Origin of the sequence: Acidovorax sp. 59 (genome assembly GCF_002754175.1) — a bacterium.
Lineage (GTDB): Bacteria > Pseudomonadota > Gammaproteobacteria > Burkholderiales > Burkholderiaceae_C > Acidovorax > Acidovorax delafieldii.
This window is the reverse complement of the sequence record NZ_PEET01000001.1, coordinates 3,676,012-3,691,807: the sequence shown is the minus strand read 5'-3', so window position 1 is coordinate 3,691,807 and position 15,796 is coordinate 3,676,012. Positions and strand designations below refer to the sequence as shown.

At 65.0% G+C, this 15,796-nt stretch carries 14 protein-coding genes; 7 read left to right on the top strand and 7 right to left on the bottom strand.

What is annotated here, in order from left to right:
* Positions 1-7 precede the first annotated feature (7 nt).
* The 4 genes from CLU87_RS16820 to CLU87_RS16805 all read right to left on the bottom strand — a co-directional run bounded on the left by CLU87_RS16820 (position 8) and on the right by CLU87_RS16805 (position 3,675).
* The gene (locus CLU87_RS16820) at positions 8-1,267 is read right to left on the bottom strand and encodes a TRAP transporter large permease (RefSeq protein WP_099731180.1); all 1,260 of its coding nucleotides are present in this window, start codon (positions 1,265-1,267) and stop codon (positions 8-10) included.
* 29 nt (positions 1,268-1,296) lie between these two features.
* On the bottom strand, positions 1,297-1,812 hold the full coding sequence (locus CLU87_RS16815) for a TRAP transporter small permease (RefSeq protein ID WP_099731179.1): 516 nt from the start codon (positions 1,810-1,812) through the stop codon (positions 1,297-1,299).
* A gap of 83 nt (positions 1,813-1,895) precedes the next feature.
* Complete coding sequence (locus tag CLU87_RS16810; protein WP_099731178.1) at positions 1,896-2,882, bottom strand: TRAP transporter substrate-binding protein; 987 nt, start codon at positions 2,880-2,882, stop codon at positions 1,896-1,898.
* Positions 2,883-2,925: 43 nt separating this feature from the next.
* Positions 2,926-3,675, bottom strand: coding sequence for an SDR family NAD(P)-dependent oxidoreductase (locus CLU87_RS16805; protein ID WP_099731177.1), 750 nt, complete (start codon positions 3,673-3,675; stop codon positions 2,926-2,928).
* Between the two features lie 177 nt (positions 3,676-3,852).
* Here CLU87_RS16805 and CLU87_RS16800 point away from each other — a divergent pair, with 177 nt between their 5' ends.
* Positions 3,853-4,737: a LysR substrate-binding domain-containing protein gene (locus tag CLU87_RS16800; RefSeq protein WP_099731176.1), complete on the top strand. Its 885-nt coding sequence runs from the start codon at positions 3,853-3,855 to the stop codon at positions 4,735-4,737.
* A gap of 58 nt (positions 4,738-4,795) precedes the next feature.
* Here the strand turns inward: CLU87_RS16800 and zwf are convergent, their stop codons facing one another.
* Positions 4,796-6,250 carry a glucose-6-phosphate dehydrogenase gene (gene zwf, locus CLU87_RS16795; RefSeq protein ID WP_099731175.1) on the bottom strand — a complete coding sequence of 485 codons (1,455 nt, stop codon included), beginning with the start codon at positions 6,248-6,250 and terminating at the stop codon, positions 4,796-4,798.
* 176 nt (positions 6,251-6,426) lie between these two features.
* Between zwf and pgi the strand changes: the two genes are divergently transcribed.
* The 3 genes from pgi to CLU87_RS16780 all read left to right on the top strand — a co-directional run bounded on the left by pgi (position 6,427) and on the right by CLU87_RS16780 (position 9,912).
* A complete protein-coding gene (gene pgi, locus CLU87_RS16790) occupies positions 6,427-7,995 on the top strand; it encodes a glucose-6-phosphate isomerase (RefSeq protein WP_099731174.1) in 1,569 nt (522 codons plus the stop codon).
* Between the two features lie 113 nt (positions 7,996-8,108).
* Positions 8,109-9,350 (top strand): AGE family epimerase/isomerase, encoded by a 1,242-nt coding sequence (locus CLU87_RS16785; RefSeq protein WP_099731173.1) that lies wholly within the window; start codon positions 8,109-8,111, stop codon positions 9,348-9,350.
* A 70-nt stretch (positions 9,351-9,420) separates the two neighbouring features.
* Positions 9,421-9,912: a GNAT family N-acetyltransferase gene (locus CLU87_RS16780; protein ID WP_099731172.1), complete on the top strand. Its 492-nt coding sequence runs from the start codon at positions 9,421-9,423 to the stop codon at positions 9,910-9,912.
* A 48-nt stretch (positions 9,913-9,960) separates the two neighbouring features.
* On the opposite strand, the gene CLU87_RS16775 is transcribed toward CLU87_RS16780, so the two are convergent.
* Positions 9,961-10,890, bottom strand: coding sequence for an SMP-30/gluconolactonase/LRE family protein (locus CLU87_RS16775; protein ID WP_099731171.1), 930 nt, complete (start codon positions 10,888-10,890; stop codon positions 9,961-9,963).
* 98 nt (positions 10,891-10,988) lie between these two features.
* On the opposite strand from CLU87_RS16775, the gene edd reads away from it, so the two are divergent.
* The 3 genes from edd to CLU87_RS16760 all read left to right on the top strand — a co-directional run bounded on the left by edd (position 10,989) and on the right by CLU87_RS16760 (position 13,934).
* Positions 10,989-12,758, top strand: a complete 1,770-nt coding sequence (gene edd, locus CLU87_RS16770) for a phosphogluconate dehydratase (protein ID WP_099731170.1) — start codon at positions 10,989-10,991, stop codon at positions 12,756-12,758.
* Entirely contained in the window at positions 12,749-13,405 is a 657-nt protein-coding gene (gene eda, locus CLU87_RS16765; RefSeq protein WP_056058486.1) for a bifunctional 4-hydroxy-2-oxoglutarate aldolase/2-dehydro-3-deoxy-phosphogluconate aldolase, read from the top strand. The genes edd and eda overlap by 10 nt, the downstream gene beginning before the upstream one ends.
* 229 nt (positions 13,406-13,634) lie before the next feature.
* The gene (locus CLU87_RS16760) at positions 13,635-13,934 is read left to right on the top strand and encodes a DUF805 domain-containing protein (RefSeq protein WP_056744079.1); all 300 of its coding nucleotides are present in this window, start codon (positions 13,635-13,637) and stop codon (positions 13,932-13,934) included.
* A 128-nt stretch (positions 13,935-14,062) separates the two neighbouring features.
* On the opposite strand, the gene groL is transcribed toward CLU87_RS16760, so the two are convergent.
* A complete protein-coding gene (groL, locus tag CLU87_RS16755; protein ID WP_056058489.1) occupies positions 14,063-15,715 on the bottom strand; it encodes a chaperonin GroEL in 1,653 nt (550 codons plus the stop codon).
* Positions 15,716-15,796: the final 81 nt, after the last annotated feature.

Genomic DNA, 15,796 nt, shown 5'->3' with positions numbered 1-15,796 from the left:
AAAGCGGTCAGCGAAGGATCGAGGCCGGCACGTAAGACACCAGCGCCAGCACCAGGAAGGCAACGAAGTAGAACGGCCCCAGCTCGCGCACCGTCTGGCCCACCTTGACCTTGGCCAGCGCGCTGGTGATGAACAGCGTGGTGCCCACGGGCGGGGTGTACAGGCCCACAGCCAGGTTCACCACCATCATGATTCCCAGCTGCACCGGGTCCATGCCAATGCTTTCGGCCAGGGGCAGGAACACCGGGGTCAGCAGCAACACGGCGGCGGGCAGGTCGATGAACATGCCGATGAACAGCATCAGCAGGTTCATGATCAGGATCACGATCCAGCCCTGGCTCACGTTCTGCTGGATCCAGTGGGCCACGCCCGTGGGCATCTGGTCGTAGGTCAGCAGCCAGCCGATGGCGGCAGAGGCCATGATCACCAGCAGCACCACGCCGGTCGCCAGGCCCGCATGCACCACGGCATCGTTCAGGCGCTTGAGCGACAGGTCGCGGTACACCACCACCGACACCGCAGCGGCGTACAGCGTGGACAACACGGCCACCTCGGTGGGTGTGGCAATGCCAAAGCGCAGGAACAACACGATCAGCGCCGGCAGCAGCAGCGCGGGCGACGAGTACAGCAGGTGCACGCGGAATTCACTCCAGTTGATGGGGGTGGTGTCGCGTGGGAAGTTGCGGCGCTTGCCGACCCACCAGCACATGAACATAAAGCCCACGCACATCAGGATGCCGGGCAGGATGCCCGCGACAAACAGTGCCGCAATGGAGGCATTGGCCGTCAGGGCGAACAGAATCATCGGGATGGAGGGCGGGATCAGGATGTCGATGGTGGCCGCTGCAGCCAGCGTGGCTGCAGAAAAAGCGGGCGGATAGCCCAGGCGCTTGTGCCAGGGAATCAGCAGCGAGCCGATGGCCGAGGCATCGGCCACGGCCGAACCCGACACGCCACCGAACAGCGTGGACGACAGCACGCCCACTTGCGCGGGCCCGCCGTGAAAGCGGCCGATCAGCGTGCTGAGCACGCCCACCAGCGCAGCCCCCAGGCGGCCGCCCATCATGAGCGAGCCGGTGAGCATGAAGAACGGAATCGCGATCAGCGGAAAGCTCTGCACCTGCGCCACCATCTGCTGCACCAGCAGGTCGAGCGGCACACGGTCGGAGGTGGCGGCGGCAGCCATGGCCGCGACCAGCAGCGCATGGGCAATGGGCATGGCCAGCACGGCCGCACCGAGAAAGACAAAAAGAATGAGGGCGCTCATGGTGAGTTCCTTGGCAGGGGTGGCGGGGCTTACCAGTGCGCCTCGGGCACGGCGGTCTCGGCATCGGGGGCGCTGGGCACCGGCGGGGTGGCCCAGGCGTTCCAGGCCGACTTGAGCGCCAGCAACGCCAGCATCACCAGTCCACCCATCACGCAGCCATAGGTGAGCGACCCGGGCACCTGCAGGATGGGCGACTTCTCGTCGTGCACGATCTCCAGCATCTGAAAGGTGGCCCGGGCGAGCGTGCCGTACAGCGCTGCCACCACCAGCCAGCTGCCGATGGCCGCCCAGCGGCGCAGCGCGGGGGGCATGGCGTCCATCAGAAAGCTGGTGGTGATGTGGGCACCGTGCGCTGCCGCCAGCACTACGCCAGACATGACCAGCCACGGAAACAGCAGCTCCGGCACCTCATTGGCCCACTGCAGGCTGGTGCCGGTGGCGTAGCGCAACACGGTGTTGGCCACCAGGATGATGAAGATGACGGACGTGCTGATCCACAGCAGCACTCGGCATAAGCCGACAACGGCCCATTCGATGAGGTTCATCGGGAGACTCCTTGGGCTGCAGGGCTGGGGCCCATGCAGCGGCTTCGGGGAAATGAGGACAGGCGCCGCAGCGCCCGGAGCGGTCAGCGCGCGGCGGCGATGACTTTCTTGAGGTACGGGCCGATGGGCGTGGTCAGCCACTTGGCGTCCACCGCAGCCGTGGCCTTAGCAAACGCGGCCTTGTCCACCGTGGTCACCTGCACGCCCTTGGCCTTGAGGTCGTCCAGCAGCTTGTCGTCGGCCTCTTGCGACATCTTGCGCTGCAGTGTCGTGGCCTCGGCAGCCGCTTCGGTCACGGCCTTACGGTCGGCGTCGGACAGGCGGTCCCAGGTGCGCTTGCTCATCAGGAACGGCGTCATCTGGAACATGTGGCTCGTCAGTGCCAGGTGCTTTTGCACTTCGTACAGCTTGCTGGCGTGGATGTTGACCAGCGGGTTCTCCTGCCCATCGACCACGCCCTGCTGCAGCGCCACGTACAGCTCGGCAAACTTGATCTGCTGTGCCTCGGCACCCAGCGCTTGCATGATGTCCACCAGCACTGCGTCAGGCGGGGTGCGCATCTTCAAGCCCTTCATGTCTTCGACCTTGGTGATGGGGCGTTTGCTGTTGGTCATGTGGCGGATGCCGTTGTCCCAATAGCCCAGCACCACCATGCCCTTGTCGGCCGACTTCTGTGCCAGCTCCTGGCCCAGTGGGCCGTCAAGCAGCTTGAAAGCCTGCGCGGGGGTGGAGAACATGAACGGCATGCCGTAGGCGGCGTACTCGGGCACGGCCACCGACACGGCGCCTTGCGAGTTCGCCGTCATGTCCAGCGCGCCGGTGCGCACGGCCGTGACCATGGCAGCGTCGTCGCCCAGCTGGGCGGAGGGCGCCACCTGCACCTCGATGCGGCCTGCGGTCTTGGCCTTGAGGGTTTCAGCGAATTTGACAGCGGCCTCGTGGCGCGGATTGCCGGGGGCAGCGCCATGGCCCAGCGTGAGCTTCATGGTCTGCGCCTGCGCGAGCCCGGGCAGTGCCACCGCCAAAGCAGCGGCTGTCAGCAGGGTGCGGGTGAAGGTTTTGCGTTGCATGGTTTGTCTCCTGGTTTATGTTTGTTGAGAGGTCGTGAAGCGGTCAGTGGATCAGCATGCCGCCGTTCACATCGAGCGTGATGCCGGTGCAATAAGTCGAAAGCGGGCTGGCGAGAAACACGCAGGCTCCGGCAATGTCATCGGCCCGGCCCAGGCGGGCGAGTGGAATGGTTTCCGCGATCTCGGCCTTTTTCTCTTCGGTCAGCTTGCCCTTGATGATGTCCGTGCCGATCAGGCCGGGGGTGATGCAGTTGACGCGGATGTTCTCGGGACCAAACTCGCGGGCCATGGCGCGGGCCAGGCCCAGCACACCTGCTTTGGCGGCCGAGTAGTGGGGCCCGCCCAGAATGCCGCCGCCGCGCTGGGCCGACACCGACGAGATGCAGATGATGGAGCCGCTTTGCTGTGCACGCAGCGTGGGCAGCACAGCCTGGGACATGTACAGCGTGCCACGCAGGCTGACGTTGAGAATGCGGTCGTAGTCGGCGCCCGTGATCTCCAGCGTCTTGACGGGCTGGGTGATGCCCGCGTTGTTGACCAGCGTGTCGATGCGGCCGAAATGGGCATACACCTGGGCGGCGGCGGCATCGCACGATGCTTTGTCGGTCACATCGGCCACCAGGCCCAGGTGGCCCTCGCCCAGCCGCGCGGCGGCGCCTGCGGGGTCGGCGGCTTCGAGGTCGAGGATGGCGACTTTGGCGCCTTGCTCGGCCATCAGGCGGGCGGTGGCAAACCCGAGGCCGTTGAGTCCCGCCCCTCCGGTAATGATGGCAACCTGGTTCTTGAGCAGCATGTGTTTTGTCTCCTGTGGTGTGAAGGTGCAGGAGACTTGCACGCTGCCGGTGAGGGCGGCTGTCGAAGCGGTGTCTCCTGTTCTGGGAGCCGATTCTCAAAGCCGCTCAAGATGATGACAAGCGATGAATCATCAGCGTAAGATGACATTCCGTCATCTAACGTCAGGGTTCACCCCATGCCCACCTTGCCGCCCATTGCCAATCTGCAGGCCTTCGAGGCCGTGGCACGCCGCCGCAGCTTTGCACTGGCAGCGGCGGAGTTGAACCTCACGGCCTCGGCCATCAGTCACCAGGTTTCGCGACTGGAGGCACAGCTGGACATCCGCCTGTTCGAACGCAGCGCCCACGGGGTGCGCCTGAGCCCTGCGGGCGAGCATTACCTGATGCACGTGGGTGCAGCGCTCAACGCCATCGCCACGGCCACGGACGATCTGCGTCATGGCATCCGCAACAGCCTGTATGTGCACTCGGCACCCAGCATTGCCAGTCTGTGGCTCATGCCGCGCCTGCACCACTTTGCACAGGCCTACCCGGAGATATCGCTCAACCTCTCGGCCGCCCACACACCCAGCGATTTCGCACTGGGCCAGGCCGACATCGACATCCGCTACGGCATTCCGCAGTGGGGCGATCTGGTGGTGGAGCCGCTGTTCGAGGAGGCGATCGTGCCGCTGGCCAGCCCGGCCTTCATCAAGGCGCACAAGCTCAAGCGCGCAGAGCAGTTGCTGGACCTGCCGCTGATCCAAAGCAACGTCAGCATCGTGCAGTGGTCCGACTGGTTTGGCCGGTTCACCAAGCTGCGGGCACCCGACCGTTTCTCCCTGCGGTTTGACCGCGCCCAGATGTCCCTGGACGCCGCCACACAGGGCCTGGGCGTTGCGCTAGAGAGCGCCGTCAACGCGGGTGGGCACCTGGCCGATGGCAGGCTGAAGGCCCCGTTCGGCATGGACCAGGCCGTGCGGGTGAAGGCGCATTTCGCCGTGTACCCCGAGCGGCACGCCAAGCGCCCAGCGGTGGAGGCGTTTCTGTCGTGGCTGCACAGCGAGGCTGCGCAGACTTAAGAAAACAAGGCCCGGCGGCCGAGGCTGCGAAGGTCTGCAGCCGCCGGACGCGAGGCTCTCACATCTCCTCGCTCCAGCAATACCCGTCGCGCGCAATCATCGCGCTGGCCGCACGCGGGCCCCAGCTGCCTGCGGGGTAGGGTCGGGGGCCTGCCGGGTCGTTCTTCCAATACTGCAGGATGGGCTCCACCCAGCGCCAGGCCTCTTCCTGCTCGTCGCTGCGCACAAACAGGTTCAGGCGGCCAGCGATCACGTCGAGCAGCAGGCGCTCGTAGGCGCCTACGCGTTCGGTGCCAAAGCGCTGGTCAAAGTCCAGGTTCAGGTGCACCTGCGACAGCGCGGGCTCGGTCTGGTGCTGGGCGGCGCCCTGCGCCATCAGGTGCAGTTCCAGCCCGTCCTTGGGCTGCAGGTTGATCACCAGGCGGTTGGCAGCGCCCGCAGGGGTCTTGAAGATGGGGTGGGGCACGGGCCGGAAGTTGATGACGATGTGCGCGTCGCGCCCCGCGAGCCGCTTGCCGGTGCGGATGTAAAACGGCACACCCGCCCAGCGCCAGTTGCTGATCTCGGTGCGCAGCGCCACAAAGGTTTCGGTGGTGCTGCTGGCGGCCACGCCTTTCTCTTGCGCGTAGCCGGGCACGGGCTGGCCCTGGTGGTTGCCGGCCGCGTACTGCCCACGGATCACGTGCTGGCCGATGGTCTCCAGCGTCCAGGGCTTGAGCGACTGCAGCACCTTGAGCTTTTCGTCACGGATCGCGTTGGCGCTGGAGTTGATGGGGGGCTCCATGCCGATCGCGCACAGCAGCTGCAGCGCGTGGTTCTGCACCATGTCGCGCAGTGCGCCGGTCTGGTCGTAGAACGCGCCGCGCGACTCCACGCCCAGCTCCTCGGCAATCGTGATCTGGATGTTGGCAATGGTTTCGCGGCGCCACAGGGGCTCGAACAGCGCGTTGCCAAAGCGCAGCGCAAACAGGTTCTGGACGGACGGCTTGCCCAGGTAGTGGTCGATGCGGAAGACCTGCTCTTCCTTGAGCACGCGGCGCAGCGTGTCGTTGATCGCGCGGTTGGACTGCAGGTCGTGGCCGAGGGGCTTTTCCAGCACCACACGGGTGGTGGGGCCGTTCAGGCCCACGGCGGCGATCTGTTCACACACATTGGTGAACAGGCTGGGGGCTGTGGCCACATACATCACCACCGAGTCGGCTCCGCGCGCCTTCAGCGTCTCGGCCAGGCGCTCGTAGTCCTGGGTTTTGGACAAGTCCATGCGCAGGTAGTGCAGCAGCGCGGCGAAGCGTGCAAACTCGTCCGGGCTGGGGCGCTTGGCCAGCTCCACGCTGTCGAACCGCGACTGGATCAGGCTGCGGTATTGTTCGTCGCTCAGGTCATCACGTGCCACCGCGATGATGCGTCCCCCCTCAGGCAGCGTGCCATGCCGAAAGGCCTGAAACAATGCGGGCATGAGCTTGCGCCAGGCGAGGTCGCCGGTGCCGCCAAACAGGACGAGGTCAAAACTCATGGTGTCTCCGTGATGGGGTGGTTCGTTTTGTTGCGTGGGATTGTAATCACGTTACATGATTTTCTAAAGAGGATTGCCTTGTATCTACTGCTTGTAACCCAAAAGAACCTGTTAATAGGCCACTTTGTCGTGTAATCAAGTTACTATCTCGGCGCTTTTTTCACCTTACCCGTTTGATGACCATGCCTCTCCGTTGCGACCAGTCTGCGCTGTGGCCCCAGTTGGCCGCCCACTACGCCTCCCACGGCCAGCACCTGGACATGCGCCAGGCGTTTGCGCAGGATGCCCAGCGGTTTGCAGCCTTCAGCCAGTCGGCTCCGCATGTGTTTGCTGACCTGTCCAAGAACCTGTGGGACCGCGATACCGAAGCGCTGCTGCTGGATCTGGCCCGCGACTGCGGCCTGGTGCAACACCGCGATGCGATGTTTGCAGGCGAGGCCATCAACACCACCGAAAACCGCGCCGTGCTGCACACGCTGCTGCGCCGCCCTGCAGGCGTGGCCCTGCCCGGTGATGTGCCCGAGACCGCACAGCGCCTGGCCGACGTGCACCACACGCTTGATGCCATGCTGCATTACGCCGAGAAGGTGCGCAGCGATGCCGCCATCACCGACGTGGTGAATATTGGCATCGGCGGGTCGGACCTGGGCCCGCACATGGCCGTGCGCGCGCTCGAAGAGTTCCGCGCACCGGGCAAGCGCTTTCACTTTGTGTCAAACGTGGACGGGCACGAGCTGCACCACGTGCTCAGGGGCCTGCGGCCTGAGAGCACGCTGTTCCTGGTCGCGTCCAAGACCTTCACCACGGCCGAGACCATGACCAACGCGCGCTCGGCACTGGCGTGGTTTGGTGCCCAGGGCGGGCGCGATGTGGCCCGCCACTTTGGGGCGCTTACCACCAACATCGAGGCCGCAGCGGCTCTCGGCATCACCACCACCTTCGGCTTCTGGGACTGGGTGGGCGGCCGCTACTCGCTGTGGTCGGCCATTGGCCTGCCGATTGCCATCGCGATCGGTGCCCAAGGCTTCCGAGATTTCCTTGCGGGCGCGCACGCCATGGACGAGCATTTCCGCACCGCACCGCTGGCGCAGAACCTGCCGGTGCGCCTGGGCCTGCTCGATGTCTGGTACCGCAATTTCCACGGCTTCACCAGCCGCTGCATCGCGCCGTATCACGCCGCGCTGGGGCGCTACTCGGCCTACCTGCAGCAGCTGGAGATGGAGAGCAACGGCAAGCGCGTGGCGCAAGACGGCAGCACGCTGGCCTGCGTCACATCGCCCGTGCTGTGGGGCGAGCCCGGCACCAACGGCCAGCACGCGTTCTTCCAGATGCTGCACCAGGGCGCCGATGTGCTGCCGCTGGAGATCGTCGCCGTGCGCAAGGCCTCGCACCCGCTGCCCGGCCACCAGCAAAAGCTGCTGGCCAACGCGCTGGCGCAGACGCAGGCGCTGATGGTGGGCAAGGCCAGCGACGACGGCCACCGGCACTTTCCGGGCAACCGCCCCAGCACCCTGATGCTGCTCGAATCACTCACCCCCACATCGCTGGGCGCGCTGATTGCACTGCAGGAGCACCGCGTGTTTGTGAGCGGCAGCCTGTGGGGCATCAACAGCTTTGACCAGTGGGGCGTGGAGTTGGGCAAGGTGCTGGCCAAGGACCTGGAGGCCCGGCTGGAGAGCGGTGATGTGGCGGGGCTCGATGGCTCCACCGCTGGCCTGCTGGGCTTGCTGCGCAGCCCTGCCTGACCTTCACGGCACAGCAAAGTCCTCGGGGTCGCTCTGGCGGAAGACCGGGCGCCCTGCCGGCAGAAGCCGGCACAGTTTCTGGTCGACAGCTAACGCATCAGGAGACACTCCCCATGGCGATTCCGCCCTATCCGGACTTCCGCTCCGCAGCCTTTTTGCGCCAGCATCTGCGTGACACCATGGCGTTCTACGACCCCGTGGCCACCGATCCGAGCGGCGGGCAGTTCCACTTCTTTCTGGACGACGGCACGGTTTACAACACGCACACCCGCCATCTCGTCAGCGCCACCCGTTTTGTGGTCACGCACGCCATGCTCTACCGCACCACGGGGGAGGCGCGTTATCAGGCGGGCATGCGGCACGCGCTCACGTTCCTGCGCACCGCGTTTCTCGACCCTGCCACGGGCGGCTACGCCTGGCTGATCGACTGGCAGGATGGCCGCACCACCGTGCAAGACGCCACGCGCCACTGCTACGGCATGGCCTTTGTGATGCTGGCGTATGCCCGCGCTTACGAGGCCGGAGTGCCCGAGGCCCGCGATTGGCTGGCTGAGGCTTTTGAAACTGCCGAACAGCACTTCTGGCAACCTGCCGCAGGCCTGTATGCCGACGAGGCAAGCCCCGAGTGGCAGGTGACCAGCTACCGAGGCCAGAACGCCAACATGCATGCCTGCGAGGCCATGATTTCGGCCTTCCGCGCCACGGGCGAGCGTCGTTACATCGAGCGTGCCGAACAACTCGCGCAAGGTATCTGCCAGCGGCAGGCCGCGTTGTCCACCCGCGCCCTTGCGCCCGCTGCCGAAGGTTGGGTGTGGGAGCACTTCCATGCCGACTGGTCCGTGGACTGGGACTACAACCGCCATGACCGCAGCAACATCTTCCGCCCCTGGGGCTACCAGATCGGCCACCAGACCGAATGGGCCAAGCTGCTGCTGCAACTCGACGCCTTGCTGCCCGCCGAATGGCACCTGCCGTGTGCGCAGCGCCTGTTCGATACCGCTGTGGAGCGGGGCTGGGATGCCGAACACGGCGGCCTGTACTACGGCATGGCGCCCGACGGCAGCATCTGCGACGACGGCAAATACCACTGGGTGCAGGCCGAGAGCATGGCGGCTGCAGCGGTGCTTGCTGTTCGCACGGGGGATACGCGCTACTGGCAGTGGTACAACCGCATCTGGACCTACTGCTGGGCCCACTTTGTGGACCACGAAACAGGCGCGTGGTTTCGCATCCTGCACCGCAACAACCGCAACACCACCCGCGAGAAGAGCAACGCGGGGAAGGTGGACTATCACAACATGGGGGCGTGTTATGACGTGTTGGGAGCGCTGGGGCTGGGGGCTGAGAAGGGCTGACCGCCAGCGAGTCACCCTGTCGACGTAAGCTCACCCCATCGGAACCATCCGGTCCAGCAGAAGAGGAAACATGGAAGTCGGTTTGCTGACCCCGGCGCAACAGGAGCAGACGGTGGACTTGCTGCTTGCGCTGCATGATCACTACCACCCGGGCCGGGTGCTCGACCGGGTCCTTGTGCGCAACCACCTGTTGGACAACCTGTGCGGACCCCACTCTCAGATTCGGCTGGTGACGGCAGAACTCGGCGGCGAGTTGTTGGGGTTTGCCGCCATTTACCTGGTGTATTCGTTGGTGGAGCCCGAGCCCGCCCACCAGCGGCAGTGTGTACTTAAGGAGCTGTTTGTTTCTCCGCACCATCGGAGCCAAGGTATTGGCCTGGCTTTGATGCAATGGGTGGCGCGATACGCGCTGGACAACGGCTGTGGCCGCATCGACTGGTCGGTCAAGTCGTCCAACGCCCGGGGCATTGCGTTTTACGAGAGCCTGGGTGCAAGGTTGGTCAGTGACCGCCTCAGCTATCGGATCGTGCGCGAGGAGATCGGCGCGTTGGCGGGCTGGTGATGGAGCGCTGGCCTTTGTGCCCCACTGTGACCAGTTGCTCGGCGCTTTTCACACCTTGAAGAAATTCACCGGCAGCCCAGCCACTTCGACCTGCATGCTGAACAGCGACCCCGCTGCAACCGCTGCCTGCTGTTCTTGAAGAGGCCTCCCCGCCCGCGCCGATGTGATGAACAGCGTGTGCAGATCCGGCCCCCCAAAACACACCATGGTCGGGCACTGCACCGGCACCGCAATGCGCTGCAGCACCTCACCTGCTGGCGAAAGCTGCAACACACAAGCGCCTGCGTACATCGCCACCCAGTAGTTGCCATCCACATCCACTGCCGCACCATCGGGTCTGCCGCCGTACGGCTGGCCGTCCACCTTGCGGTCAAACTGCACCCAGGGGCGGCGGTTGGTGATATCGCCCGTGGCCACCTCAAAGTTGAACTGGTCGATGCGGTGCTCCGGCGTGTTGGACCAGTACATCGTGCGGTTGTCGGGGCTGAAGGCCAGGCCATTCGCGGTGAAGTTGTCGCCCGCCATGTAGCGCACGCGGTAGCCTGTGGTGCTGGCCGGGTCGGCCTGCAGGCACCACAGTGCCGCATTCGGTGCGGGGCGGGGCGTGATGACCGAGCCCGCCCAGAATCTGCCTGCGGTGTCGCAGCGACCGTCGTTCAGGCGCAGGACCGTGGTGTCATGCTGCTCGGGCGGCAGCAGGGCCAGGCAGGTGAGGGCGGTAGGGTCTGCGCTGTCCTTGGCCGGATCCAGAAGATAGAAACCGTTTCGTAACCCGATTACCAATCGCCCATCAGCCGCAGGGGCGCAGCAGCCGGGCTCGCTGGGCATGTGCCACTGCCGGTGGTGGCCGCTGTCAGGATGCCATGCGTGCACCGCTTGTCCCTGAATGTCACACCAGTAAAGGGATTTTTCCGTGGGGTGCCAGAAGGGGGATTCACCCAGTTCGGACGGCGGCAAGGGCAAGGTTTGCAGGGACATGGGTTGAATTGGGGTGGTTATCGAGTTACATTCTAGGGCCTCAGATAACGACCCTGGCGCAATGCACGGGGTCCTGCCACCCACCGATGGAGACTTCCATGCATCCAGTTGTAGCGCGCGTGACCGAGCGCATTGTCCAGCGCAGCGCAGACACCCGCGGCGCCTACCTTGCCGGCGTTGACGCCATGATTGCCCGCAAGCCCGCACAAGACCGCATGGGCTGCGCGAACCTGGCCCACGCCTACGCGGCATTGCCGGGATCGGACAAGTTCAAGGTCACGGTCGAGAAGGCGCCCAACATCGGCATCGTCACGGCCTACAACGACATGCTCTCGGCGCACCAGCCGTACCAGGGCTACCCCGCTATCCTGCGTGATGAGGCCGCCCAGCTCGGTGCCACGGTGCAAGTGGCCGGTGGCGTGCCCGCCATGTGCGATGGTGTGACGCAGGGTACGCCCGGCATGGAGCTGTCGCTGTTCTCCCGCGATGCCATTGCCATGGCCACTGCGGTAGCGCTGTCCCACGATGTGTTCGATGGTGCACTGCTGCTGGGCGTGTGCGACAAGATCGTGCCCGGCCTGCTGATCGGCGCGCTGCACTACGGGCATCTGCCCTGCGTGTTTGTGCCCGCAGGCCCCATGGGCACAGGCCTGTCGAACAAGGAAAAATCCAAGGTGCGCGAGCAGTACGCACAAGGCCTGGTGGGCCGTGACGAACTGCTCAAGGCCGAATCGGCCGCGTACCACAGCCCTGGCACCTGCACGTTCTACGGCACGGCCAACAGCAACCAGATGCTGCTCGAAGCCATGGGCCTGCATGTGCCCGGTGCAGCGTTCGAGTCGCCCGGCAGCGAGGCGCGCGAGGCCTTCACGCGCCAGGCGCTGCGTACGGTGCTCGACCTCGGCAAACGGGGCAACCGCTTCACCCCCATCGGCAAGCTGGTGGACGAGCGCTGCATCGTCAACGCCATGGTGGCCCTGCTGGCCACGGGCGGCTCCACCAACCACCTGATCCACTGGGTGGCGATTGCGCGCAGCGCGGGCATCCTGATCGACTGGACGGACTTTGACGAACTCTCGTCGGCGGTGCCTCTGCTGGCCCGCGTGTACCCCAATGGCGATGCCGATGTGAACCAGTTTCAGGCGGCAGGCGGCCCGGCGTGGATCCTGCGCGAGCTGCTGGCGGGGGGCTTCATGCACCCCGATGTGATGAGCGTGAACGCAGGCGGTATTGCCGATGGCGGCAAGAGCGCGCCCGCCGTGTCGGGCGACACCTCGGTGCTGCGCCCCGTGAGTGAGCCCTTCTCGCCCACGGGCGGCCTGCGCCTTCTGCAAGGTCGCCTGGGCCGTGCGGTGATCAAGGTGTCTGCCGTGCCCGAAGACCGCCACGTCGTCCAGGCCCCGGCCCGTGTATTCGATTCGCAAGAGGCCTTGCTCGCCGCTTTCAGTGCGGGCGAGGTGAACCAGGACATGGTGGCCGTGGTGCGCTTTCAGGGCCCGCAGGCCAATGGCATGCCTGAGCTGCACAAGCTCACGCCGCCGCTGGCGGTGCTGCAGAACCAGGGCTTCAAGGTGGCGCTGGTTACCGATGGCCGCATGAGCGGCGCGTCGGGCCGCGTACCCGCTGCCATCCACGTCACGCCCGAGGCACTGGCCGGGGGCCCGCTGGCCAAGGTGCGTGATGGCGACATCGTGCGGGTGGATGCGGTGGCTGGCACGCTCGATGTGCTGGTGGACGACGCCGAGTGGGCCGCACGCGCCCCGGAGCGCTGCAGCGCCCCATCCCCCATCGGCTTCGGCCGCGAACTCTTCACCAACTTTCGCCGCCACGCAGGCGGTGCCGAACAAGGAGCCTGCACATGGCTGTAACCCCTGCTTCCGCCCCCATGAATCCCCTCGACATCGCCAGCCATGGCCCGGTGATCCCCGTCATCGTGATCGACCGCGTGGAAGACGCGCTGCCCCTGGCCGAGGCCTTGCTGGCCGGTGGCGTGAAGGTGCTGGAGGTGACGCTGCGCACCGCTGCCGGTCTGCCCGCCATCGAAACCATCGCCCGCCATCTGCCCGAAGCTGTGGTGGGTGTGGGTACGGTACTCAACGCCGATGACGCGCGCCGCGCGAGCGAAGCCGGTGCGCGGTTTGCCGTGAGCCCCGGCTACACCTCGGCCGTGGGCAGCGCCTGCAAGGGCCTGAACCTGCCGCTGCTGCCCGGTGTGGCCACGTCCAGCGAGATCATGGCGGCGCTGGCCGATGGGTTCTCGTTCCTCAAGCTCTTCCCGGCCGAGGCCGTGGGCGGCATCCCGCTGCTGAAGTCCTGGGCCAGCCCGTTTGGCCAGGTGAGCTTTTGCCCCACGGGTGGCATCACCAACGCCACTGCCTCCAACTACCTGGCACTGCCCAATGTGCGCTGCGTGGGCGGCTCATGGCTTACGCCCACCGATGCGGTGCGCGCGGGCGACTGGGCCCGCATCACCCAGCTGGCGCGCGACACCCAGGCATTGCGCAAGGCGGCTTGAGGGGCTCTGGGCGCTGGGTTTGCAGCCAAAAGCGCCTGGTGTGCTAGTGCAATATGCACTAACAGCTATCAAAATAAGAGCAAAGGAGACGCTGACACCGTGGTGCCAGCGGTACGGTGTCTCCGCTGCGCGCGCCGAGTTGGCTGGACTTGTCGCAGCGCCCCTCTATCATGGCCACGCGGGGATACCCCGTGACCGAGCAACGATTGTTCAAGAGAGGGAATTCGCTATGGATTTTGTTTCGGCTGTCAAAAGCTGCTTCGCGCAGTACGCAGGGTTTTCGGGCCGTGCACCACGCTCCGAGTTCTGGTGGTTTGCGCTGTTTCAGTTCGGGGTGCTGGTGATTGCCACCATGATCAGCCAGGTGCTGTATGGCATTGCCGCGCTGGCCCTGCTGTTGCCCGCGCTGGCCGTGGGGGCTCGCCGTTTGCACGATATTGGCCGCTCCGGCTGGTGGCAGCTGCTGTCCCTCACCGGTATCGGCACCCTGGTGCTGATTTACTGGTGGGTGCAACCCAGCGGGGAGTAAACCCATGGCAGGCCAGTGTCCCGAGTTGGCCCCATAAAAAAACAAAAGCCCGCAGACCGTAAGGCCTGCGGGCTTTTGTGTAGTGGGCTGCGCAGTCAGCACGGGGCTGCTGCGCAGGGGCCAGGCAATTACATGCCCATGCCGCCCATGCCACCCATGCCGCCCATGTCGGGCATGCCGCCGCCAGCGCCGGCTTCTTCCTTCGGAGCCTCTGCCACCATGGCTTCGGTCGTCAGCAGCAGCGATGCCACGGAGGCAGCGTTCTGCAGGGCCGTGCGGGTGACCTTCGTGGGGTCCAGAATGCCCAGTTCGAGCATGTCGCCGTAGGTGTCGTTGGCAGCGTTGAAGCCGAAGTTGCCCTTGCCAGCCAACACTGCGTTCACCACCACCGAGGCTTCGCCACCGGCGTTGTTCACGATTTCGCGCAGAGGAGCTTCCACTGCCTTCAACACCAGCTTGATACCGGCGTCCTGGTCAGCGTTGTCGCCCTTGATCGAGTCGCCCACAGCTTGCTTGGCACGCAGCAGAGCCACGCCGCCACCAGCCACAACGCCTTCTTCCACAGCTGCACGGGTAGCGTGCAGTGCGTCTTCCACGCGGGCCTTCTTTTCCTTCATTTCGACTTCGGTGGCAGCGCCCACCTTGATCACAGCCACGCCGCCAGCCAGCTTGGCCACGCGCTCTTGCAGCTTTTCGCGGTCGTAGTCGGACGTGGCTTCTTCGATCTGCACGCGCACTTGCTTGACGCGGGCTTCGATGTCAGCGGCAGCGCCAGCGCCGTCGATGATGATGGTGTTTTCCTTGCCCACTTCGATGCGCTTGGCTTGGCCCAGGTCGGCCAGGGTGACCTTTTCCAGGGTCAGACCGACTTCTTCAGCGATGACCTTGCCGCCCGTCAGGATGGCGATGTCTTCCAGCATGGCCTTGCGGCGGTCGCCGAAGCCAGGGGCCTTGACAGCCACAACCTTCAGAATGCCGCGGATCGTGTTGACCACCAGCGTAGCCAGGGCTTCGCCTTCGACTTCTTCGGCGATGATCAGCAGGGGACGGCCAGCCTTGGCGACTTGTTCCAGCGTGGGCAGCAGGTCGCGGATGTTGCTGATCTTCTTGTCGAACAGCAGCACGAAGGGGTTGTCCAGAATCGCGGATTGCTTTTCAGGGTTGTTGATGAAGTAGGGCGACAGGTAGCCGCGGTCAAACTGCATGCCTTCCACGACGTCCAGTTCGCTGTCCAGCGACTTGCCGTCTTCCACGGTGATCACGCCTTCCTTGCCAACCTTGTCCATGGCGTCAGCGATCAGCTTGCCGATGGTTTCGTCGGAGTTGGCGGAGATCGAACCCACTTGGGCGATTTCCTTGGAGGTGGTGGTGGGCTTGGAAGCCTTCTTCAGCTCGGCGACCAGGGCCGTCACAGCCTTGTCGATACCGCGCTTCAGGTCCATCGGGTTGATGCCGGCGGCCACGTACTTGAAGCCTTCGCGCACGATGGCTTGTGCCAGCACCGTAGCGGTGGTGGTGCCGTCACCAGCGTTGTCGCTGGTCTTGGAGGCCACTTCCTTCACGAGCTGGGCGCCCATGTTCTGCAGCTTGTCCTTGAGTTCAATTTCCTTGGCCACGGACACACCGTCCTTGGTCACGGTAGGGGCGCCGAACGAGCGCTCCAGCACCACATTGCGACCCTTGGGGCCCAGAGTCACCTTGACCGCGTTGGCCAGGATGTTCACGCCTTCAACCATGCGTGCGCGGGCTTCGCCGCCGAAAACTACGTCTTTTGCTGCCATTTTGGAGCTCCTGAAAATTTGATTCAAATTGGCTGCTGGCGCTTATTCAATAAGCACTAGCAGCTATGAAAAGATGAGTGA

What these genes read in the sequence shown, in the direction of transcription:
- CLU87_RS16820 (WP_099731180.1), bottom strand. Translation starts at nt 1,267, where the DNA reads ATGAGCGCCCTCATTCTTTTTGTCTTTCTCGGTGCGGCCGTGCTGGCC.
- CLU87_RS16815 (WP_099731179.1), bottom strand. Translation starts at nt 1,812, where the DNA reads ATGAACCTCATCGAATGGGCCGTTGTCGGCTTATGCCGAGTGCTGCTG.
- CLU87_RS16810 (WP_099731178.1), bottom strand. Translation starts at nt 2,882, where the DNA reads ATGCAACGCAAAACCTTCACCCGCACCCTGCTGACAGCCGCTGCTTTG.
- CLU87_RS16805 (WP_099731177.1), bottom strand. Translation starts at nt 3,675, where the DNA reads ATGCTGCTCAAGAACCAGGTTGCCATCATTACCGGAGGGGCGGGACTC.
- CLU87_RS16800 (WP_099731176.1), top strand. Translation starts at nt 3,853, where the DNA reads ATGCCCACCTTGCCGCCCATTGCCAATCTGCAGGCCTTCGAGGCCGTG.
- zwf (WP_099731175.1), bottom strand. Translation starts at nt 6,250, where the DNA reads ATGAGTTTTGACCTCGTCCTGTTTGGCGGCACCGGCGACCTCGCCTGG.
- pgi (WP_099731174.1), top strand. Translation starts at nt 6,427, where the DNA reads ATGACCATGCCTCTCCGTTGCGACCAGTCTGCGCTGTGGCCCCAGTTG.
- CLU87_RS16785 (WP_099731173.1), top strand. Translation starts at nt 8,109, where the DNA reads ATGGCGATTCCGCCCTATCCGGACTTCCGCTCCGCAGCCTTTTTGCGC.
- CLU87_RS16780 (WP_099731172.1), top strand. Translation starts at nt 9,421, where the DNA reads ATGGAAGTCGGTTTGCTGACCCCGGCGCAACAGGAGCAGACGGTGGAC.
- CLU87_RS16775 (WP_099731171.1), bottom strand. Translation starts at nt 10,890, where the DNA reads ATGTCCCTGCAAACCTTGCCCTTGCCGCCGTCCGAACTGGGTGAATCC.
- edd (WP_099731170.1), top strand. Translation starts at nt 10,989, where the DNA reads ATGCATCCAGTTGTAGCGCGCGTGACCGAGCGCATTGTCCAGCGCAGC.
- eda (WP_056058486.1), top strand. Translation starts at nt 12,749, where the DNA reads ATGGCTGTAACCCCTGCTTCCGCCCCCATGAATCCCCTCGACATCGCC.
- CLU87_RS16760 (WP_056744079.1), top strand. Translation starts at nt 13,635, where the DNA reads ATGGATTTTGTTTCGGCTGTCAAAAGCTGCTTCGCGCAGTACGCAGGG.
- groL (WP_056058489.1), bottom strand. Translation starts at nt 15,715, where the DNA reads ATGGCAGCAAAAGACGTAGTTTTCGGCGGCGAAGCCCGCGCACGCATG.